This is a genomic window from Sphingosinicella sp. (genome assembly GCF_013911755.1).
In the GTDB taxonomy this organism is placed as follows: Bacteria; Pseudomonadota; Alphaproteobacteria; order Sphingomonadales; family Sphingomonadaceae; genus Sphingosinicella.
In genome coordinates, this window is the sequence record NZ_JACESP010000002.1 from 147,193 (window position 1) to 168,095 (window position 20,903).

The 20,903-nt window shown below is 66.0% G+C and carries 18 protein-coding genes; 11 read left to right on the forward strand and 7 right to left on the reverse strand.

Annotation, left to right across the window (positions count from 1 at the left end; translation table 11 throughout):
• Nucleotides 1-2 precede the first annotated feature (2 nt).
• On the reverse strand, nt 3-1,163 hold the full coding sequence (carA, locus tag H2052_RS02485; RefSeq protein ID WP_293777597.1) for a glutamine-hydrolyzing carbamoyl-phosphate synthase small subunit: 1,161 nt from the start codon (nt 1,161-1,163) through the stop codon (nt 3-5).
• A 138-nt stretch (nt 1,164-1,301) separates the two neighbouring features.
• On the opposite strand from carA, the gene H2052_RS02490 reads away from it, so the two are divergent.
• The 7 genes from H2052_RS02490 to H2052_RS02520 all read left to right on the forward strand — a co-directional run bounded on the left by H2052_RS02490 (nt 1,302) and on the right by H2052_RS02520 (nt 9,288).
• A complete protein-coding gene (locus H2052_RS02490) occupies nt 1,302-1,757 on the forward strand; it encodes a GatB/YqeY domain-containing protein (protein ID WP_293777600.1) in 456 nt (151 codons plus the stop codon).
• A 10-nt stretch (nt 1,758-1,767) separates the two neighbouring features.
• Nucleotides 1,768-3,651, forward strand: a complete 1,884-nt coding sequence (gene dnaG / locus H2052_RS02495; protein ID WP_293777603.1) for a DNA primase — start codon at nt 1,768-1,770, stop codon at nt 3,649-3,651.
• Nucleotides 3,617-5,647: an RNA polymerase sigma factor RpoD gene (gene rpoD / locus H2052_RS02500; RefSeq protein WP_293777605.1), complete on the forward strand. Its 2,031-nt coding sequence runs from the start codon at nt 3,617-3,619 to the stop codon at nt 5,645-5,647. Before dnaG ends, rpoD begins: the two co-directional genes overlap by 35 nt.
• 121 nt (nt 5,648-5,768) lie before the next feature.
• The gene (locus H2052_RS02505; protein ID WP_293777608.1) at nt 5,769-6,485 is read left to right on the forward strand and encodes a hypothetical protein; all 717 of its coding nucleotides are present in this window, start codon (nt 5,769-5,771) and stop codon (nt 6,483-6,485) included.
• A gap of 82 nt (nt 6,486-6,567) precedes the next feature.
• The gene (locus tag H2052_RS02510) at nt 6,568-7,419 is read left to right on the forward strand and encodes a MoxR family ATPase (RefSeq protein ID WP_293777609.1); all 852 of its coding nucleotides are present in this window, start codon (nt 6,568-6,570) and stop codon (nt 7,417-7,419) included.
• A gap of 145 nt (nt 7,420-7,564) precedes the next feature.
• Nucleotides 7,565-8,746 (forward strand): VWA domain-containing protein, encoded by a 1,182-nt coding sequence (locus H2052_RS02515; protein WP_293777646.1) that lies wholly within the window; start codon nt 7,565-7,567, stop codon nt 8,744-8,746.
• On the forward strand, nt 8,743-9,288 hold the full coding sequence (locus tag H2052_RS02520; RefSeq protein ID WP_293777649.1) for a GNAT family N-acetyltransferase: 546 nt from the start codon (nt 8,743-8,745) through the stop codon (nt 9,286-9,288). Before H2052_RS02515 ends, H2052_RS02520 begins: the two co-directional genes overlap by 4 nt.
• Here the strand turns inward: H2052_RS02520 and H2052_RS02525 are convergent.
• From H2052_RS02525 to glpK, 3 genes are all read right to left on the reverse strand, one after another.
• Nucleotides 9,234-11,330, reverse strand: a complete 2,097-nt coding sequence (locus H2052_RS02525) for a PQQ-dependent dehydrogenase, methanol/ethanol family (RefSeq protein ID WP_293777652.1) — start codon at nt 11,328-11,330, stop codon at nt 9,234-9,236. The genes H2052_RS02520 and H2052_RS02525 overlap by 55 nt on opposite strands.
• A gap of 72 nt (nt 11,331-11,402) precedes the next feature.
• A complete protein-coding gene (locus tag H2052_RS02530; protein ID WP_293777654.1) occupies nt 11,403-11,582 on the reverse strand; it encodes a hypothetical protein in 180 nt (59 codons plus the stop codon).
• Nucleotides 11,579-13,054, reverse strand: coding sequence for a glycerol kinase GlpK (glpK, locus tag H2052_RS02535; RefSeq protein ID WP_293777657.1), 1,476 nt, complete (start codon nt 13,052-13,054; stop codon nt 11,579-11,581). Before glpK ends, H2052_RS02530 begins: the two co-directional genes overlap by 4 nt.
• Nucleotides 13,055-13,097: 43 nt before the next feature.
• Between glpK and glpD the strand changes: the two genes are divergently transcribed.
• On the forward strand, nt 13,098-14,570 hold the full coding sequence (gene glpD / locus H2052_RS02540) for a glycerol-3-phosphate dehydrogenase (protein ID WP_293777660.1): 1,473 nt from the start codon (nt 13,098-13,100) through the stop codon (nt 14,568-14,570).
• Between the two features lie 45 nt (nt 14,571-14,615).
• Complete coding sequence (locus H2052_RS02545) at nt 14,616-14,855, forward strand: hypothetical protein (protein WP_293777663.1); 240 nt, start codon at nt 14,616-14,618, stop codon at nt 14,853-14,855.
• Here the strand turns inward: H2052_RS02545 and H2052_RS02550 are convergent.
• Complete coding sequence (locus tag H2052_RS02550) at nt 14,852-15,802, reverse strand: threonine/serine dehydratase (RefSeq protein ID WP_293777666.1); 951 nt, start codon at nt 15,800-15,802, stop codon at nt 14,852-14,854. The two genes, H2052_RS02545 and H2052_RS02550, sit on opposite strands and share 4 nt — an antisense overlap.
• Nucleotides 15,803-15,963: 161 nt before the next feature.
• Here H2052_RS02550 and H2052_RS02555 point away from each other — a divergent pair, with 161 nt between their 5' ends.
• On the forward strand, nt 15,964-17,145 hold the full coding sequence (locus tag H2052_RS02555) for a type III PLP-dependent enzyme (RefSeq protein WP_293777668.1): 1,182 nt from the start codon (nt 15,964-15,966) through the stop codon (nt 17,143-17,145).
• A gap of 122 nt (nt 17,146-17,267) precedes the next feature.
• Nucleotides 17,268-18,320 carry a deoxyhypusine synthase gene (locus H2052_RS02560; protein ID WP_293777671.1) on the forward strand — a complete coding sequence of 351 codons (1,053 nt, stop codon included), beginning with the start codon at nt 17,268-17,270 and terminating at the stop codon, nt 18,318-18,320.
• Here the strand turns inward: H2052_RS02560 and H2052_RS02565 are convergent.
• A complete protein-coding gene (locus H2052_RS02565; protein ID WP_293777673.1) occupies nt 18,317-19,510 on the reverse strand; it encodes a methyltransferase in 1,194 nt (397 codons plus the stop codon). The genes H2052_RS02560 and H2052_RS02565 overlap by 4 nt on opposite strands.
• Nucleotides 19,507-20,877, reverse strand: a complete 1,371-nt coding sequence (locus H2052_RS02570; RefSeq protein ID WP_293777676.1) for an NAD(P)H-hydrate dehydratase — start codon at nt 20,875-20,877, stop codon at nt 19,507-19,509. The genes H2052_RS02565 and H2052_RS02570 overlap by 4 nt, the downstream gene beginning before the upstream one ends.
• Nucleotides 20,878-20,903 lie beyond the last annotated feature (26 nt).

Sequence of the window (20,903 nt, forward strand, 5' to 3'; positions counted from 1 at the left end):
TGCTACTTCAGTCCCTTCACGAACTTCTCGAAGAGGTAGAAACTGTCCTGCGGGCCGGGGCTGGCCTCCGGATGGTACTGCACGGAAAATGCCGTCTTGTCGGTGAGTTCGAGCCCGCAGTTGGAGCCGTCGAACAGCGAGACATGCGTGGCGCGCGCGTTCGCGGGAAGCGTGTCCGCATCCACCGCGAAGCCGTGGTTCATGCTGGTGATCTCGACGAGACCGTCGGACAGACGCTTCACCGGATGGTTCGCGCCGCGGTGCCCCTGATGCATCTTCGCGGTTTTCGCACCCACGGCGAGGCCGAGGAGCTGGTGGCCGAGGCAGATTCCGAAGATCGGCACGTTCGCGTCGAGCAGTTTGCGAATGACCGGAACGGCATATTCGCCGGTCGCGGCAGGGTCACCGGGGCCGTTCGAGAGGAATACGCCGTCCGGGCGCAGCGCCATCACCTCTTCGAAGGTCGCGCTCGCGGGCATCACCGTCACGCTCGCGCCCGCCGCCGTCAGGTTGCGCAGGATGTTGTTCTTCGCGCCGTAGTCGATGGCGACCACATGCGGCCGGCCTTCACCGGCGCTTTCGCCGAAGCCCTTTCCGAGATGCCACGGCCCGCCGGACCAATCCTGCCGCGCGCTCCGCGTCACGTCCTTGGCAAGGTCCATGCCTTCCAGCCCCGGCCACGCCTTCGCCTCGGCGAGCAGCGCATCGAGGTCAAACGTGCCCGAGGGGCTATGCGCGATCACCGCGTTCGGCGCCCCGAGCTCGCGGATGCGGCGCGTCAGCGCGCGCGTATCGACGCCCGAGAGGCCCACCCGTCCCTTGCGCTTCATCCACGCGTCGAAGCCTTCAAGGCTGCGGAAGTTGCTCGGCGCCGTCACGTCCTGGCGCACCACACAGCCGACGGCGGCGGGTGTATCGGCCTCGACATCCTCGGCATTCGTGCCGACATTGCCGATGTGCGGGAAGGTGAAGGTAACGATCTGCCCGGCGTAGGAGGGGTCGGTCATCACCTCCTGATAGCCGGTCATCGCGGTGTTGAAGCAAACCTCGCCGACCGCGTGACCCTCGGCGCCGAAACCACGCCCCCAGATCACCGTGCCGTCCGCGAGAATCAAGACCCCCGTGGCTCCTTTGGGTGCGCGCGCGGGTTTGGCGTCGGACACGTGGTCTGGCCCCTTCGACTCTGGTTTCGTGCTTTGTGGCTAAGGCGCCTAGCTATTGGCGAGGGTCCGGAGCGTCAATCTATTCTTTTGCCTTTTTGGCGGCTAGACGGGCCGCTTGCTCTTAAAGGGAAGAAAAGCATGATTCGCGACGACATCAAGGCGGCGCAGGTGGCGGCCATGAAGGCGGGCGAGAAGGAACGGCTGGCGGCCGTGCGCCTGATCCTCGCGAAGCTGAAGGACCGCGATATCGAGCTGCGCACCGCGAAATCCGTGCCCGACGATGACGTCATCGTCGTCGACGTGCTGCAGAAGATGGGCAAGCAGCGCCGCGAATCCATCACCATGTTCGAACAGGGGGGCCGCGACGAACTCGCCGCGCAGGAAAAGGCGGAGCTTGCCGTCATCGAATCCTTCCTCCCCGCGATGATGAGCCCCGAAGAGGTGAAAGCCGCCGTCGCCGCCATCGTCAGCGAGATCGGCGCCACCGGCCCCAAGGACATGGGCCGCGTGATGGCCGAGGTGAAGGCGCGCCACGCCGGGCAGATCGACATGAGCACGGTCAGCGGAGTCGTCAAAGCCGCGCTGGCGGGATAGCCCTGCCCGCATGTCCATCCCTCCCCAATTCCTCGACGAGATCAGGAGCCGGGTGAGTCTGTCGTCCGTGGTGGCACGGCGGGTGAAGCTGCTCAAGGCCGGGCGCGAGATGAAGGGCTGTTGCCCCTTCCACAACGAGAAAAGCCCAAGCTTCTACGTCAACGACGACAAGGCCTTCTATCACTGCTTCGGCTGCGGCGCGCACGGCGACGTGATCCGCTTCGTGGTGGAGCAGGAAGGCCTCAGCTTCCGCGATGCCGTGGCGGGCCTCGCGGCGGAAGCCGGGCTGGAGATGCCGGAGGAAAACCCGGAGGCGCGCGCGAAGGCGAAGGCCGCTGCGGGACTTCATGACGTCACCGCCGCGGCAAGCGACTGGTTCCGCAAGCAGCTTTCCGGCCTCGGCGGCGCGGACGCACGCGCTTACATCGAGAAGCGCGGCCTGAAACCCGCGACGATCGAAGCCTTCGGCCTCGGCTTCGCGCCCGACAGCCGCGGCGCGCTCAAGGCCGCGCTCGGCGATATAGACATTCGCAAGCTCATTGAGGTCGGCCTCGTCATCGAAGCCGAGGGCCGCGAGCCTTACGACCGCTTCCGCGGCCGCTTGATGTTCCCCATCCGCGACCCGCGCGGGCGCGTCGTCGGTTTCGGCGGGCGCATCATTGGCGCGGGCGAGCCCAAGTACCTGAATTCCCCCGATACGCCGCTCTTCGACAAGGGCCGGCTGCTCTACAACCTCGACAAGGCCGGCCCCGCTGCACGCAAGTCGGGCCGCATCGTCGTCGTCGAAGGCTATATGGATGTGATCGGCCTCGCGCAGGTCGGCTTCGCGGAGGCCGTCGCGCCGATGGGCACCTCGCTCACCGAAGACCAGATGAAGCTCCTGTGGCGCGTCGCGCCCGAGCCGGTGCTGTGCTTCGACGGCGACGCCGCCGGACGCCGCGCGGCGATCCGGGCCGCGATGCGCGCGCTTCCGCTGCTCGAACCCGGAAAGTCGCTGCGTTTCATCACCATGCCGCAGGGTCAGGACCCTGACGATTTCGCAAAAGCGCGAGGCCTCGCCGCGTTCACGGACCTCGTGAACGGCGCGGAGAGCCTGATCGATACGCTGTGGAAGGCGGAGACCGAAGGCGTCGACACCGCCACGCCCGAACGCCGCGCCGCTGTCCGCCAGCGCCTGTTCGAGCACGCGCACGCGATCCAGAATCAGACCGTCGCCTCGCTCTACCAGAGCGAGTTCCGCGAGCGCTTCGATGCGATGTTCCAGGCGCGGCGGCAAAACCGCTTCATGCCCGTCATTCGCGGGGCGTCGAGCGCGGCGAAGGAGCGCGCCGGGGTCGAAGGCACGCAAAAGCAGATGTACGCGATTTTTCGCGGTCTGCTCGACAGGCCGGAACTCGCGGAGGCGCACGCGGAAGACATCGCCAGCCTTTATATCGCCGATCCTCAGCTCATGGCGCTGAGAACTGCAATTTTTGCCGCAGTTTCGCGTAATCCGAATCTTGACAAAGACGGCCTGGCGCACGACCTAGCAGCACAAGGGCTCGGTCAGTACGCGGAACACATCAGGCAACAGCGATATGCTCGCAACCGCCTCGATTTCAGCTTCACGCGACCCCGGACGCCCGCCGCGATTGCGGATCAGGACTTGGCATGTGTTGTGGGCCACCTTATGGCGCTGCAACGCATCGATGAGGATTTGGCGGATCTGCGTGCGCGCTACGATTCCCTGGTCCAGTCGGAATTCGAGGAACAACAACGGCTTCGCGCTGAAAAGGCGCGTGTCGAACGAGAACTTATCGATTTGGCAGAGGCGCGACGCGGGGATGATACGTCGGCGCCCATGAAGGAACGGAACCTGGATGGCGACCAAAGCACCGGCGAAGCCCAAGGGTAAGGATGAGAACGGCGAAGCCGACGGCGCGCCGCTCATCGACATGAACGATGCGTCGATCAAGAAACTGATCGCGAAGGCGAAGAAGCGCGGCTGGCTGACGTATGACGAGCTGAACGCGGCGCTACCGCAGGATCAGATGTCGTCCGAGCAGATCGAGGACGTGATGTCCGCGCTCTCCGAGATGGGCATCAACCTCACCGAGAGCGAGGACGCCGGCGACGACGAGCCGGAGGCCGAGGCCGAAGCGGAGGACGACGCCGAGGAGATCGACGGCGACGAGAAGCCGGCGCTGCACGTCATCGAGAAGAAAAAAGAGGTGCTGGACCGCACCGACGACCCGGTGCGCATGTACCTGCGCGAGATGGGCGCGGTGGAGCTGCTGTCGCGCGAAGGCGAAATCGCCATCGCCAAGCGCATCGAGGCGGGCCGCAACACGATGATCGAGGGGCTTTGCGAAAGCCCCCTCACCTTCACGTCGATGATCGCGTGGTCCGAAGCGCTGAACGCGGGCGAGATGCAGCTTCGCGAAATCCTCGACCTCGACGCCATGCTGAACAGCGGACCGTCCGACGAGCAGGTGGAGAACGACAGCGATTCCGATCTTCCGAGCGGCGTCGAGCTGAAGGACGACGACGAGCCCGAAGCCGAGCCGGAGAAGAACGCCGACGAGGAAGACGAATACACCGAGAAGCGCGCCAAGCCGCAGCAGGAAGACGACGACGAGGAGAACACGCTCTCCCTCGCGCAGATGGAAGAGCAGCTGAAGCCGCAGGCGCTTGAGCAGTTCGCCGAGATCACCTCGCTCTACAAGCGCTTCCTGAAGCTGCAGGAAGGCCGCCTCGAGGCGCTGAACTCCGGCGAGGAGTTCCCGCAGGCGCAGGAAAAGAAGTATCAGGGCCTGCGCGAAGAGCTGACCCTGAAGGTCGCGGCCGTGCACTTCCACAACGCCAAGATCGAGTTCCTCGTCGATCAGCTCTACAGCTACAACCGCCAGCTGATGACGCTCGGCGGCAACATGCTGCGTCTGGCCGAACGCTATCGCATCAACCGCAAGACGTTCCTCGACGAATACATGGGCAGCGAGCTTGACGAGAGCTGGCTGGAGCGCGTGTCGCGGATCGACGACAAGTGGGCCAATTTCGCGCAGAGCGAGCGCGGCACGGTGGAGAAGATCCGCTCCGATATCGCCGATATCGCGCAGCAGACGGGCGTCGAGCTCGGCGAGTTCCGCCGCATCGTCAACATGGTGCAGAAGGGCGAGCGCGAGGCGCGCATCGCCAAGAAGGAAATGGTGGAGGCGAACCTTCGCCTCGTCATCTCCATCGCCAAGAAATACACGAACCGCGGCCTGCAGTTCCTTGATCTCATTCAGGAAGGCAACATCGGCCTGATGAAGGCGGTGGACAAGTTCGAGTACCGGCGCGGCTACAAGTTCTCCACCTACGCGACCTGGTGGATCCGCCAGGCGATCACACGCAGCATCGCGGATCAGGCAAGAACGATCCGCATCCCGGTCCACATGATCGAAACGATCAACAAGCTGGTGCGCACCAGCCGCCAGATCCTGCACGAGATCGGCCGTGAACCGACGCCCGAGGAACTCGCCGAGCGTCTGTCGATGCCGCTCGACAAGGTGCGCAAGGTGATGAAGATCGCCAAGGAGCCGATCTCCCTCGAAACGCCGATCGGCGACGAGGAAGACAGCCACCTCGGCGATTTCATCGAGGACAAGAATGCCGTGATCCCCGTGGACGCGGCGATCCACGCCAACCTCAAGGAAACCGTGACGCGGGTTCTCGCCAGCCTCACCCCCCGCGAGGAGCGCGTGCTCCGTATGCGTTTCGGCATCGGCATGAACACCGATCACACGCTCGAAGAGGTCGGCCAGCAGTTCTCGGTGACACGCGAACGCATCCGTCAGATCGAGGCGAAGGCGCTTCGGAAGCTCAAGCACCCGACGCGCAGCCGCAAGATGCGGAGCTTCCTCGATACCTGATCGCGGGTTTCCGTAAATTGCATCGCGAGGCGCTGCGATTAAGGCTCCCTTTACATTGAACGCTCTACGCTGCGTGCCGGCGGTGAAAACCGCGGGGCAGCGTATGCGGAGACGACGGCAAATGGCGCCAGCGGTGGTCCCCACCTTCATGGACCAGCTTCAGAAGACCCTGCGGGCCGCGGGCAGCGTTGCCGATTCGCGCAGCTTCGCGGCGGCGGTGATCGGGGCGCTGCGCGACAGCGGCGCCGGCGGGAGCCGCCACCTGCGTGCGCTTTCCGAAGGATCGGTCGCGCGCCCGTTGCAGGCCGTTGCCGATACGGCGCATTTCCTCGTCATTCTCCACGGTCAGCTGCCGAGCGTGCTCGAAATCGCGCGCCTCAATGCCGATGAGCCCGCGGCCTCCTGGCTGCGCAGCGCCGGCATGGCGTTCGATCAGGACCGCCGCTGGATGGCCGGGCTTGCCGCGATGACCGGCGGCGCGCTGGATCTCCATGGTCTCAGCACTGCCGAGCAGGTGGTGCGCGACCAGCGCGATGCGATGCTGACGCTCGCCAAATCGAACCGCATGGGCTGCGCGCTCGGCGCGGCGGTAACGCTCGTGCTCGATTGGCAGGCCGTGCGCAGCCGCCTGCCCCGCGCCGCGCAGCACCTCGGCTACGATCGCCACGAGCGGCTTTCAGACCCATGGCCCGAGGATGGCGCGCTCGATGCGCTCGCCTGCCACGCGGACGATGTGCGCGTGCGCCGCGCCATCGAGTTCGGCGCGCTGCAGCTCGCCAGCCTCCACGCACAGCTTTTCGATCTTCTCGAAGCCCGCCACGCCCAGCGCCTCGCCTGAGCCTCCTATCGCAAACAGGCGGTTGCCCGTTTGACCTTCACGCTTTAGGCCCGAACGCGAACGGGTATCAGCGGAGAATTTCATGCGTTTCGAAGGCACCAGCGGCTATGTCGCGACCGACGACCTCAAGGTTGCCGTGAATGCGGCGGCGACGCTCCGGCGTCCGCTGCTGGTGAAGGGCGAACCCGGCACGGGCAAGACCGTGCTCGCGGCCGAAGTCGCCGCGGCGATGGGCGCACCACTCACCGAGTGGCACGTCAAGTCCACCACCAAGGCGCAGCAGGGCCTCTACGAGTACGACGCCGTCAGCCGGCTGCGCGACAGCCAGCTCGGCGACGAGCGCGTGCACGACATCCGCAACTACATCCGCAAGGGCAAGCTGTGGGAGGCGTTCACCTCCCCTGTCCTCCCCGTGCTGCTGATCGACGAGATCGACAAGGCGGACATCGAGTTCCCGAACGACCTTCTGCAGGAACTCGACCGCATGGAGTTCCATGTCTACGAGACCGGCGAGACCGTGAAGGCTGCCGAGCGCCCCATCGTCATCATCACCTCGAACAACGAGAAGGAACTGCCGGACGCGTTCCTGCGCCGCTGCTTCTTCCACTACATCAAGTTTCCCGACCGCGAGACGATGCAGGCGATCGTCGACGTCCACTTCCCCGACATCCAGAAGGAGCTGGTGCGCGAGGCGCTCTCCGTCTTCTACGATATCCGCGACGTGCCCGGCCTCAAGAAGAAGCCGTCGACCTCCGAGCTGCTCGACTGGCTGAAGCTCCTCATGCACGAGGACCTGCCGCTTGAGGTGCTGCGTTCGCGCGACCCCAAGAAGCTGATCCCGCCCCTCCACGGCGCGCTCCTCAAGAACGAGCAGGACGTCATGCTGTTCGAACGCCTGGCATTCATATCGCGGCGCGACGGCAAGCCGGGATAGGTGACGATCGTCACGCTGCCTTGTTTATTCGGCATGAGCACCCCGCGCCGCGAATGTGACAGCCCTAGCGGAACCGGGTAATGCGTCGGCGCGCGGATTGTTCTATGCCTTCCGCGGACTGGACCACCGAAAGGCCCCGCAGCGCATGTTTCTCGATTTCCTCGACGCCCTCCGCGCCGCGAAGATCCCGGCGAGCCTCAAGGAGCATCTGACGCTTCTGGAGGCGCTGAAGGCGGGCGTGATCGACCGGAATGTCGAGAGTTTCTACTATCTCTCGCGCGCCGCCTACGTGAAGGACGAGGCGCTGCTCGATCGCTTCGACCAGGTGTTCGGCAAGGTCTTCCACGGCCTTGAAACCAGCTTCGAGGCGGAAACCGCCGAAATCCCCGAAGAGTGGCTGAAAAAGCTCGCCGAGCTTTACCTCACCGAGGAGGAGAAGGCCGAGATCGAGAAGCTCGGCTCGTGGGACGAGATCATGGAGACGCTGAAAAAGCGCCTCGAAGAGCAGAAGGAGCGCCACGAGGGCGGCAATAAGTGGATCGGCACGGCGGGAAAATCCCCCTTCGGCGCCTATGGCTACAACCCCGAGGGCGTCCGCATCGGCCAGAAGGAAGGCCGCCAGGGCCGCGCCATCAAGGTGTGGGACAAGCGCGAGTTCAAGAACCTCGACAACGAGGTCGAGCTCGGCACGCGCAACATCAAGGTCGCGCTCCGCCGCCTGCGCCGCTTCGCGCGCACCGGCGCGGCGGACGAGCTGGACCTCGACGCCACGATCAAGGGCACCGCGCGCAAGGCCTACCTCGACATCGTGATGCGCCCCGAGCGGCACAATGCGGTGAAGGTGCTGCTGTTCCTCGATGTCGGCGGATCGATGGACCCGCACATCAAGCTCTGCGAGGAACTGTTTTCCGCCGCCAGCAGCGAGTTCAAGCACCTCGAATTCTTCTACTTCCACAATTTCGTCTACGAAGGCGTGTGGAAGGACAACCGCCGCCGCTTCACCGAGCGCACACCGACGCTCGATGTGCTCCACAAGTTCCCGGCCGACTACAAGCTGATCTTCGTCGGGGACGCTTCGATGAGCCCCTACGAGATCAACTATCCCGGCGGCTCGGTCGAACACTGGAACGAGGAAGCGGGCGAGGTGTGGCTGCGGCGGATGACCGATGTCTATCACAGCGCCGTGTGGCTGAACCCGATCCCGGAGAAGAACTGGCAGTATGGCCAATCGATCCAGATGGTGAAGACGTTGATGGAGGGCCGCATGTTCCCGCTGACGCTGGAAGGGCTCGACGACGCCATGCGCGCGTTGACCCGAGCGCATTGATCGTCCGCTACGGAAGCGACGCCGACATTGCGGCGCTGGCGGTGGTCGAGCTGTCCGCCGCGACGCTGTTCGAAGGCACGCACATGGCGTGGGCGGTCGGGCAGACCTCTGCGCGGGAGCACTTCCACGCCGCGCTTTCGCAAAGAGCGTTGTGGGTTGCGGACGACGGCGGAATGCCGGTCGGTTTCCTGCGCGCCGAACGGCTGCAGAACAGCTTCTATATCGACGAGATATCGGTTTCCGCGTCCTGCCAGCGACGCGGCATCGGGCGGTTGCTGATCGAAACGGCGCTCATCGCTGCCAGGAAGCGCCGCTTCAAGGCTGCGAGCCTCACAACGGATCGCACGATCCCCTGGAACGCGCCCTACTACGCGCGGCTCGGTTTCCGCGTTCTCGCCACCGATCAGACCCCGCCGGCGCTTGCGCGGCGACTGGCGGTGCAGCCGAACCCGGCGCGACGCTGTGCCATGTGGCGCGACCTGCGCATCTACCCGCCCTTGGCCTCCGACGCTGCCAACAGCTTCGCCTTGCCCGCGACATAAGCGCGGATCGCCTCGGCATCGTCCGCCGACATCCACGGGGCGAAGCTCACCATGCCGCGCTCTTTGAGCGCACCGCCGATAACGACGGCGTTCCAGTTGTCTTTGTCGGCAAGTACGCCCGAGCGTCGCAGGTCCGGCAGCACGCCGGAGGAAATGCCCGCCGCGCCGTGACAGACGCCGCATGTGGCCTCATAAAGCGCCGCGCCGTGCGTCACGGTTTCGGCGCTCCACGCCGCCTCGACGACCGTTGCGGGCGCATTCTCGATGCGCTCGATCTTGTAGGGTGTGCGTCCGCCGAGCTTGAAGACGAGCAGGCGGCCGTTCGGCATCGGGCGCGGATTGTCGACGAATGACGACGAAAGCGGATAAGCGCCGCCATAGCCCGCCATCACCGCCACATATTGCTCGCCGTCCACCGCATAGCTGACCGGCGCGGCGATCACGCCGGTGCCCGCATCGAAGGCCCAGAGCTTCTTGCCGCTGTCCGCCGCGAACGCCGCGAATTCACCGTGGGCATTGCCCTGAAACACGAGGTTCCCTGCGGTCGCGAGCACGCCGCCGTTCCACGGCCCATCGTATTGAACGCGCCAGACCTCCTTCTGCTGCACGGGGTCCCACGCGATAAGCTGGCCCTTCAGCAGAGCGCGGAGCGCACGAAACTGCGCCGGGTCATCCGGCGCGGCGTTGGCGAGGAAGTCGATGGCGATGTTCCAGCCGCCTTCGCGCCCCTTGAAGCCGGCATCGGCGAGATAGGCGAACGGCACCTCCTGCGCGGGAAGATAAACAAGACCCGTCTTCGGACTGAACGCCATCGGATGCCAGTTGTGCGCCCCCAGCGCAGAGGGCAGCGCCACGAACGTGCCCTTGGTGAAGCGGGCGTTCTCGGCCTCGATCGGGCGCCCCGTCGCCATGTCGATTCCGGTCGTCCACGTCTGCGGCACGAAGCCTTTGGCCGAAACGAGCTTCCCGTCCTTGCGGTCGATCACATAGAAATAGCCGTTCTTGGGCGCCTGCATCATCACCTTGCGGGGCGTGCCGTCGATGGCGAGGTCGGCGAGGATGATCGGCTGCGTCTGCGTGAAGTCCCACGTTTCGCCCGGCGTCCCCTGATAGTGCCACTTGTAGGCACCGGTATCGGCATCGAGCGCGACGACCGACGAGACGAACAGGTTGTCGCCCTTCCCTTCGGAGCGGATCTTGTGGTTCCACGGACTGCCGTTGCCCACGCCGATCAGGATCTGGTTGAAATCCTTGTCATAGACGATCGCGTCCCACACCGTGCCGCCGCCGCCGAATTTCGACCAGTCGCCCGCCCACGTGGCACGCATGGTCTCGATCATCGGGTCCGAAACCGCGCCGTCCGCAGGCGCGCCGGGGCCGGGCGGAACGGTATAGAAGCGCCACGCGAGCTTGCCGGTCTTGGCGTCATAGGCGGAAACATAGCCGCGCACGCCGTATTCGGCGCCCCCGTTGCCGATCAGCACCTTGCCCTTCACGATGCGCGGCGCGCCGGTGATCGTGTAGGGCTTCGACTGGTCGACCGTGACCTCGCTCCACACGAGCTTGCCGGTTTTCGCGTCGAGCGCGATCAGCCGCCCGTCGAGCGTCCCCGAATAGACCTTGCCGTCATAGAGCGCGACGCCGCGGTTCACGACGTCGCAGCACGCCTTGAAGCCGGTTTCGCCCGGCACCTTCGGGTCGTGTTCCCACAGCAGCGCACCGGTTTTCGCGTCGAACGCGTAGACCTTGGACCATGCCGACGTCGTGTAGAGCACGCCGTCCGCCACGATCGGCGTCGCCTCCTGCCCCCGGTTGGTGTCGAACGTGTGGCTCCACGCGAGCCCGAGCTTGGCCACGGTATCGGTATTCACGGCATCGAGCCGGCTGTAGCGCTGCTCCTCATAGGTGCCGCCATGCGTCAGCCAGCTTCCGGCTTCGTCGACCGCAGCGGCGAGCCGCGCGTCATCTACCGCAGCCTTCTTCCCGGCACTGCCGCACGCAGCCGCGAGCAGGCAGGCCGCGATCACTCCCCAATGGCGCACGCGATGTCTCCCCCTCGCTGTTGCGTGGGCAAGTCTATCCGGGGCTGAGCGCCCGGCAACTGAAGCAAAATGTCAGGTTATGGGTGCGGCGAGCAGCCAGACGTTGACGAGCGTCACGATGGCGACGCCCACCATCAGCAGGCCCTTATTGCGTTCGCCCGGACGTTTCAGCACGATCCACACGCCGCCGCCGCCGATGATGAGGGCGGCGATCACGGCAAACGACAGGATGATCGCGAGCATATTGGTCATTCGGGAAGCCCCGCCATCACCTGCCGCACCGCTGTCGCCCAGTTGGTTTTGCGCACGCTCCGCGTCTCCTCGTTCAATACCGGCTCGAACCTGCGTTCGGCGTGCCACATCACGCTGGCCGATTCGAGGTCGGCGAACAGCCCGCACCCGACCGCGGCCAGCATGGCCGCGCCGAGCGCCGTCGTCTCCACGACCTTCGGGCGTTCGACCGTGACGCCGAGCACGTCGGCAAGGTCCTGACACAGCCAGTCGTTCGCCACCATGCCGCCATCGACACGCAGAAGTGAAGGCGACACGCCGTCGCGGCGCATCGCATCGAGCAGATCCGACGTTTGCAGGCTCATCGCCTCAAGGCAGGCGCGGACGATGTGCGCGCGCGTCGTGCCGCCGCTGATCCCGGTGATGATACCGCGCGCATCGGGCTCCCACCACGGCGCGCCGAGGCCATTGAAGGCGGGCACGAAGGCAACGCCGCCGCTGTCGGGCACCGATGCGGCAAGTCCGGCAGTTTCCGAAGCGCTCGCGATGATGCCGATCTGGTCGCGCAGCCATTTGATCGCGCTGCCCGCCACGAAGATGCTGCCTTCAAGCGCATAGGCGGCGCGCCCGCCGAGCCGCCACGCCACCGTCGAAAGCAATCGGTTCGACGACACCGGCGCGGCGTCTCCCGCGTGCGCCAGCAGGAACGCGCCCGTGCCGTAGGTCGATTTGACTGCGCCGGGTTCAAGGCACACCTGCCCGATCGCAGCGGCCTGTTGGTCGCCCGCGCACCCGGTGATCGGAATCGTGCGCCCGCCGATCAGCCGCGTCTCGCCGATGCGTCCCGCGCAATCGACGATCTCGGGAAGCGCCTCCATCGGCACATCGAACAGCGCGGCGAGCCCGGCGTCCCATGTGCAGCGCTGAAGGTCCATCAGCAGTGTGCGCGCGGCGTTCGTGGCGTCGGTGACGTGGAGCCCGCCGGTCAGACGCCAGATCAGCCACGAATCGATCGTACCGATGGCCAGCCGTTTCGCCTTCGCCGCCTCGCGGACCTCGGGCCAGTTTTCGAGCGCCCAGCGGATCTTGCTCGCCGAAAAATAGGGGTCGAGCAGAAGCCCGGTGCGGCCCTGTACGTCGTCTTCCAGCCCGCGCGCCTTCAGGTCCGCGCAGATCGCCGCGCCGCGCCGGTCCTGCCAGACGATCGCGGGCGCCAGCGGATCGCCGGTCCTTCGGTCCCAGAACACGATCGTTTCGCGCTGGTTGGTGATGCCGATCGCGGCGATCGATTGCGCGCCGACGTCTCCGACGACGCGATTCGCGGCGCGCAGCGTCTTGTCCCAGATCTCGGCGGGATCATGCTCCACCCAGCCGCTCTGCGGGAAATGCTGGACGATTTCCTCGCCGTGCACGGCGCCGATGCGCCCTTCCGGCCTGAAGGCCACCGCGCGCGTCGAGGTCGTGCCTTCGTCGATGCTGAGGATGTGCGTCATTACCCGCTTTCCTAGCGCGCGCAGCGGCTTTAGGTAAACGCCCGTGAACAGGGGCCATTTCGATCTTCTCATCATCGGCGCGGGCGTCAATGGTGCAGGGCTTGCGCGCGACGCCGCCGGGCGGGGCCTCAAGGTCGCGCTCGTTGATGCCGCCGACATCGGGGGGGCGACGTCCTCGTCATCCACGAAGCTCATCCACGGCGGGCTGCGTTATCTCGAATTCTACGCGTTCCGGCTGGTCCGCAAGGCGCTCGCCGAACGCGAGGTGTTGCTCGATATTGCCGCGCACCTCACGCGGCCGATGCCCTTCATCCTGCCGCTCGGCCCCGATACGCGCCCCGGCTGGATGATCCGCGCCGGGCTGTTCCTCTACGATCATCTCGCGCGCCGCAAGCAGGTGCCGGGCTCCGCAAAGGTCGTGCTGAGAGACGACCACGCCGGCCAGCCACTCGACAAGCGCTACACGCAGGCGTTTCGGTACTGGGACGGCTGGGTGGACGACGCCCGCCTCGTCATCGCGAACGCGCAGGATGCCTCGTCGCGCTCCGCCCTCGTCCTCCCCCGCACCGCCGTCACGAGCGCGTGCCGAAGCCCATCGGGCTGGAATGCCGAACTCGGCGACGGCACGAACCTGTCCGCAACCCACGTCATCAACTGCGCCGGACCGTGGGCGGCCCAAGTCGCCGCCAACGTCCTCGGCCTCCCCGACGCTCCCCGCCTCCGCCTGGTGCAGGGCGCGCACCTCGTCACGCGTCGCATCGGCCGCGGGCAGGACAGCTACATTCTCCAGCAGCCTGACGGCCGCATCGTCTTCATCATCCCCTACGAAAACGACTTCTCGCTGATCGGCACCACCGAAACGACGATCGACTCGCCGGAAGCGCCGCAGATCACCGAGGCGGAAACCGAGTACCTGCTCGCCGCCGCGAACCGCTATCTCTCCCGCCCGCTCGAACGCGCCGACATCATCTCAACCTACGCCGGCATCCGCCCGCTGGTGCTGGAGGAAGGCAAAGGCGCGCGCGAGACGACGCGCGACTGGAAGATCGTCGCGCACGAAGGCGGTGACGCCGTCACCGTCATCGGCGGCAAGATCACCACGTACCGGCTGCTTGCCGAAGACGTGCTCGGCCGCCTCTATCCCGAAAGCACGCGCTGGACGGCGGGGCAGCCGCTGCCGGGCAGCGATTTCCCGCGCCTTCCGGGCCTCACCGGCCAGCAGGCGTGGACGAAGTGGCGCGAAAACCTGCGCGTGAAACACGCCGACTACGACCCGCGAATCGTAGATCGGCTGGCAAGGCTCTACGGCACGCGCGCTGACACGATGCTGGAGAACGGCCTCGGCGAAAACCTCGGCGGCGTGTTCACCGCGGAGCTTGAACACATGGTCGCCGAGGAGTGGGCGCAAAGCGAGGACGATGCGCTCTGGCGCCGCAGCAAGCTCGGCCTCCACCTCACGGACGAGGCCAGAACGGCAGTCGAGCAGTGGTTCGCCGCACGATTTACCAAGAGTTAGGAAGCCGGTCGTAGATTCCCTTGCAACGCACAAGGAAATCGCCCGATGGTCGCCCACAATCACAACTTCGCCGCCGACTACGCCACCAGCACGTCCGTCAGCCTGCTCGACGCGCTGATCGACGCCATGACGCTGGCGCGTCCCGGCAAGGACGCGAGCGCGTTCGCGACCGACATCAAGCGCCTCGGCGACGGTGCCGCGCGCGCCGCCTATGAACTCGACGGCCTGCTCGACGAGCCGGTAACGGCGAAGGTTCGCACGATCCGCAAGACGGACGCCGCCTAAACGCCGAGGCAGACCCGGTAGGTTTCCGCATCGACGTTGCCGCCCGACAGGGTGATCGCAACGGTCTTGCCCTTCAAATCCAGCTTTCCCGAAAGCGCCGCCGCCAGCGCCGCCGCGCCGCCGGGCTCCACCACCAGTTTCAGCGTGCGGAACGCGAACGCCACCGCCGCCTTCACGTCGGCCTCCGAGACAGCCACGCCCCGCGCGCCGCGCCCATGCAATATGTCGAAGGTCAGCGGCACGGTAACGAGCGTCTGCAGCGCGTCGCACAGTGTCGGCCCCGGATCGCGAACCGGTTCGATGGCGCCGTTTGCGAGCGACCGAGTGACGTCGTCATAACCCTCAGGCTCGACGACGACGATCTCGCTGTCCGGCAGCGCGAGCGAAATGCCGCTCGCCAGGCCGCCGCCGCCGCAGCACACCAGCATGATATCGGGCTGCCCGATGTCCTCGGCGATCTCGAGCCCCGCCGTCCCCTGCCCCGCAACGATCCACGGGTCGTCGTACGACGGAACGATCACCCCGCCGCGCTCCGCAGCGATCTTCGCGGCGATGACCTCGCGGCGTTCGCTCAGCCGGTCGTAGCTGACGATTTCCGCGCCATAGCCGCGCGTCGCCTCCGCCTTGATGCGCGGCGCGTCGGACGGCATTACGATCGTCGCGCGGATGCCGAGCAGCTTCGCCGCCAGCGCGACGCCCTGCGCGTGATTCCCCGAGGAGAAGGCGACAACGCCTTCGCGGCGCTCGTCCGGCGTCAGCGCCGACAACCGATTCCATGCGCCGCGGAATTTGAACGAGCCGGTGCGCTGCAGGCATTCGGCCTTCAGCCAGACCTTCGCGCCGGTCACATCGTCAAGCGCATCCGAGCGCAAAAGCGGGGTTCGAATGGCGACGCCGGCAATGCGCGCGGCCGCCACCTGGACGTCTTCAAGGGCGGGTGTGTTCATCTTCTGTTAACTCGCTGATTTCACATGGGGAAACAATAAGAACGCTTCAGCGATTTTTTCTTTACATCACGCGCCCCCGACCCTAAACAGCGCGTCCGCTGCCCCATGGGACTTCCACCGCAAGGCAGTGCATGTCAACTGTCTCCTGGAGGTCCCTTGAGTTGCGAGAATTTCATAGCGCGCTGGGGGTAGCGTCGGTCCTTCGACCTGACGCGCCTGTCACCCTCATTCGTCCTCACGCGGCAAACCGTGCGGCCCGATTCTTCGTCGAGAAGTTTCCGGGGCTGTCGATGTATGCCGTGAAGGCCAATCCTTCACCCGAGATCATCAAGACGCTCTGGGAGGGCGGTATCACGCATTTCGACGTTGCCTCGATCAACGAGGTGCGTCTGGTGCGCGGCCTGCTGCCGGAAGCGACCTTGTGCTTCATGCACCCGGTGAAATCGCCCGAGGCGATCACCGAGGCGTATTTCGAGCACGGCGTCCGCACCTTCTCGCTCGACAGCCACGAAGAGCTCGCGAAGATCGTCGAGGCGACGGGCGGCGCTGCCGACCTGACGCTCTGCGTTCGGCTGCGCGTGTCCTCGGCGCACTCGAAGCTCAGCCTCGCCTCCAAGTTCGGCGCCTCCATCGAGGAGGCTCCGGCGCTGCTGCTCGCCGCGCGGCAGGCGGCGGACGCGCTCGGCGTCTGCTTCCACGTCGGCAGCCAGGCGATGAGCCCGCAGGCCTATGTGGAGGCGATGACGCTGGTCCGCGCCGCGATCGTCCACGCGGGCGTCACGGTTGACGTCGTCGATGTCGGCGGCGGCTTCCCGTCGATCTATCCGGGGATGGACCCGGCGCCGATGCAGATGTTCTTCGATGCGATCCACCGCGCCTTCGAAGCAATGCCGATCAGCTATTCGGCGGAGCTTTGGTGCGAGCCGGGCCGCGCGCTCTGCGCGGAATACGCGAGCGTTCTGGTCCGCGTCGAGCAGCGTAAGGGCGACGTCATCTACATCAACGACGGCGCCTACGGTTCGCTGTTCGATGCGGCGCATGTCGCATGGCGCTTCCCCGTGAAGCTGCTGCGCGGCAGCATCGGCGCGGAAGAGGCGTTCAGCTTCTACGGCCCCACCTGCGACGACATGGACTACATGGCCGGCCCGTTCATGCTGCCCGCCGATGTCAAGGCCGGCGACTATATCGAAATCGGTATGCTCGGCGCCTATGGCGCGGCCATGCGCACGGCATTCAACGGCTTCGTGAACGGCGAAACCGTGATCGTCACCGACGAACCGATGGCGAGCGCCTATGCTGTCACGGAGTCGACACCGCAGAGCGTTACTGCCATACGCAACTGAGAACGGCCGCCTGTCATGGGCGGCCGTCCCCTTCCCGCTCGGCGCCGGCAAATCCGGCCGCGGGCGGCGCTTTTCATGCGCCGAGCCAGTCCACAGCAACTTATCGACTGGAAGGAATACCAATGACCGATGTTCGCGTAGACGCGCAGCGCAAGGCCGAGCTTCTCTCGAAAGAAGTGCGCCACATCGATATCAAGAGCTTCGACGCCCGCCCGATCATCGATCAGATGGACGGCATGAGCTTCACCAGCCGCGACCTGGCGCGTGCTACGAAAATCTACAACACCATGCTGGAAGACAAGGACTGCTCGATCTTCCTCGTCATCGCCGGTTCCACCTCGGCGGGCGGCTGCATGAATCTCTATGCCGATCTCGTCGCCAACAACATGGTGGACGGCATCGTCGCCACCGGCGCGTCGATCGTCGACATGGATTTCTTCGAAGGCCTTGGCCACAAGCACTACCAGGCGCTTGAAATCCCTGATGATAACGTTCTGCGTTCGCTCTACATCGATCGCATCTACGATACCTATATCGATGAAGAGCAGCTTCAGGATTGCGACCACACGATCGGGGAGATCGCGAACGGCCTCGACCCGAAGCCCTATTCGAGCCGCGCCTTCATCCGCGAGATGGGCCGCTATCTCTCGAAGCACGGCAAGAAGGACAACAGCCTCGTCAAACTCGCCTTCGAGCACGACGTGCCGATCTTCTGCCCGGCGTTCACCGATAGCTCGGCGGGCTTCGGGCTCGTGAAGCACCAGGTCGATGCCATGAAGGCGGGCCGCCCCTACATGACGATGGATTCGATCGCGGACTTCCGCGAACTCACCGACATCAAGATCAAGGCGGGCACCACCGGCCTCCTGATGATCGGCGGCGGCGTTCCGAAGAACTTCGTTCAGGACACCGTCGTCTGCGCCGAAATCCTCGGCCATGAAGACGTCGAGATGCACAAGTACGCCGTGCAGATCACGGTCGCCGACGTCCGCGACGGCGCCTGCTCGTCCTCGACGCTCAAGGAAGCCGCCAGCTGGGGCAAGGTCGACACGACGCTCGAACAGATGGTGTTCGCCGAAGCAGGCTCGGTGCTGCCGCTGCTCGCGTCGGACGCTTACCACCGCGGCCACTGGAAGACTCGCCCCAAGCACGGCTGGGCGAAGCTCTTCGCTTAACCGCGCAGGAAAACGGCGGCCAGTTCCACATGGATAGACCAGCGGAACTGGCCGACCGGCCATAGCTCGGTCAGCCGAAATCCGGCCTCGTGCAGGATCTTTGCATCGCGCGCGAACGTATTGGGATTGCACGAGACATGCACGACCCGCTTCAATTTTGAACGCGCGATCGTCTCCACCTGCGTCTTTGCGCCCGCGCGCGGCGGGTCCAGAACCACGGCATCGAATTTACTGAGCTCCGCAGGCTGCAACGGCTGACGGAACAGGTCGCGGTGAGTGGTCGTGATCGGTCGTCCGGAGCGTTTGGCGGCCGCTGAAAGCGCGGCGACGGCATCGCGCGCCGCATCCGCCGCGAAGACCTTCGCGCGCGCGGAGAGCGGCAGGGCGAACGTGCCGGCGCCGCAGAACAGGTCCGCCACCGTTCCAGCGCCGCCGATCCCCTCCCGCACAGCCGCCTGCAACGCCGCTTCCCCGTCCACGGTCGCCTGCAGGAAGCCGCCCGGCGGCAATGCCACGGTGACGTCACCGAAGCGCACGGCGGGCTCGGCAAGCTGAAGCGCGATCTCGACGCCCGCCGAGGTTTCGGTCGCAATCCGGGCCAGCCGCGCCTCCGACGCCAGCGCCGCAAGCGCGCCGATGTCTGCAGCGGCAAGCGAGAGGTTGGTGAGCAACACGTCGAAGCCGGAGAGCGTTTCGGTAAGCGTCATGCCGACGGCGTGCCCGGCGCGCAGCTTCGGCGCGAGCGCGTCCCGCAGCGCGCGTGCCGCGTCCCAGAGCGCAGGCTGAACCACCGGACATTCCGCAAGGTCGACAACCGCGCTGCTGCCCTCGACGTTGAAGCCGATGCGAACGCTGCCGTTGTCGCGTACCAGCCGGAAGCTTGCACGCCGCCGTGCGCCCGCTGGCGACAAATGCGCCGGGTGGACCGTCTCCGGCACGATGCCGACACCGGCCAGCGCGCCGAGGATGCGGCCCGATACAAATTCGGCAAGCACGGCGTCGTCCGCGTGCTGCAGCTGGCAGCCGCCACAGACCCCGAAATGCCGGCAGGCTGGCGCAATCCGGTGCGGCCCCGCCGCGATGACGTCACCCTCCACCGTATCGCCGGGGATCGCCCCGGCGACATAGCGGCCGCTTTCGGTGACGCCGTCACCGCGCGCTGCGAGGCGAACGATGGTCTCGATGCTCAACGGATCAGGCCGACAAGATCTTCCGCGATGAGGCCGTCCCGCCCCCGAAGCGCGGCATCACCGTGACGCCACACGGCGGCGCAAGCGGCGTCGAACGGCGCATCACCGCGTGCGAGGTGCGCCGCGATCATGCCCGAAAGCACATCGCCGCTGCCGGCGGTCGCGAGGCGCGCCGATGCATGGTCGTTGATGGCCGCGCGGCCGTCCGGTGCGGCAATCACCGTGTCCGGGCCTTTCAAGACGATTACGTTACCGGAGCGTGCGGCGGCAGCGCGGGCGCGATCCACCTTGCTGCCCGGAAGATCGCCGAAGAGGCGCGCGAATTCGCCTTCGTGCGGCGTCATCACGGCGCCGAGGTCGAAAATCGACGCAGGATCGTCCGCAAACAGCGTGAAAATGTCCGCATCGAGCACCAGCGGCCGTCCCGCGTTCAGCACCCTCCTGGCGCGTGCCTGCGCCTCAGCATCGCGGCCAAGTCCAGAGCCGAGCACGACGGCATCCGCGCGGGCGAGGTCGATTGCGCCGAGCGGCTGCACGACGAGTGACGACGGCGGTAACGCCGTTTCCGAGGCCAGCGTCACATAGCCCGCCCCGGCCCGCTGCGCTGCGCGGGCGGCGAGCCATGCCGCGCCCGCCATCGCACCCGAAACGACGAGCACGTGTCCGCGGCGGTACTTGTGCGTGTCCGTCGCCAGTGCCGCAGTTTGCGGTGCGCCATTCCTGAAAAGCCTCGTCTCGATCTCGCCAAGGCCGATATCGGCCACGACGACACGTCCGCAGGATGCCGCAGCAGGATGCAGCAGGTGCGAGGGTTTCATCGCGCCGAACGTGACGGTGAGGTCCGCGCGCACGAGCGGCGACAGTGCCGTACCGTCGTCGGTTGCGGCACCGCTCGGCAGGTCGAGCGAAACAGTGACTGAAGATGCGTGTGCAAGCGCATGAAACTGCGAAAGAAGCGGCTCTTCCAGCCCGCGCGTCAGCCCTGTCCCGAACAGCGCGTCAACAAGGACGAAGCGCGGCTCCGCGTCGGCAATGTCGATCACGGGCGCGTTCCACAGCGCGGCGGCCTGCTGCGCCGCTTCGGTCGCGGGGGGCGCCAGCGCGGCGACCTCGACCGGCCAGCGGCGCTGTCTCAGCGCGTTCGCCACGACATAGCCGTCCCCGCCGTTATTGCCCGGGCCGACCAGCACCAGCACCGGCGCAGGACCGTAAAACGCAGCAATTCCCGCGGCGGCGGCTTCGCCCGCGCGGCACATCAATTCAAAGCCGCTCGTCTCCGCAGCGATCACTGTTGCCTCCGCAGTGCGCATTTCGGCAGCGGTCACGACGGGTTCGCGGGAGAGAAGCGGCGGGTATTCAGCTGGCATGGAAAGACCCGACACCGATCACGGCA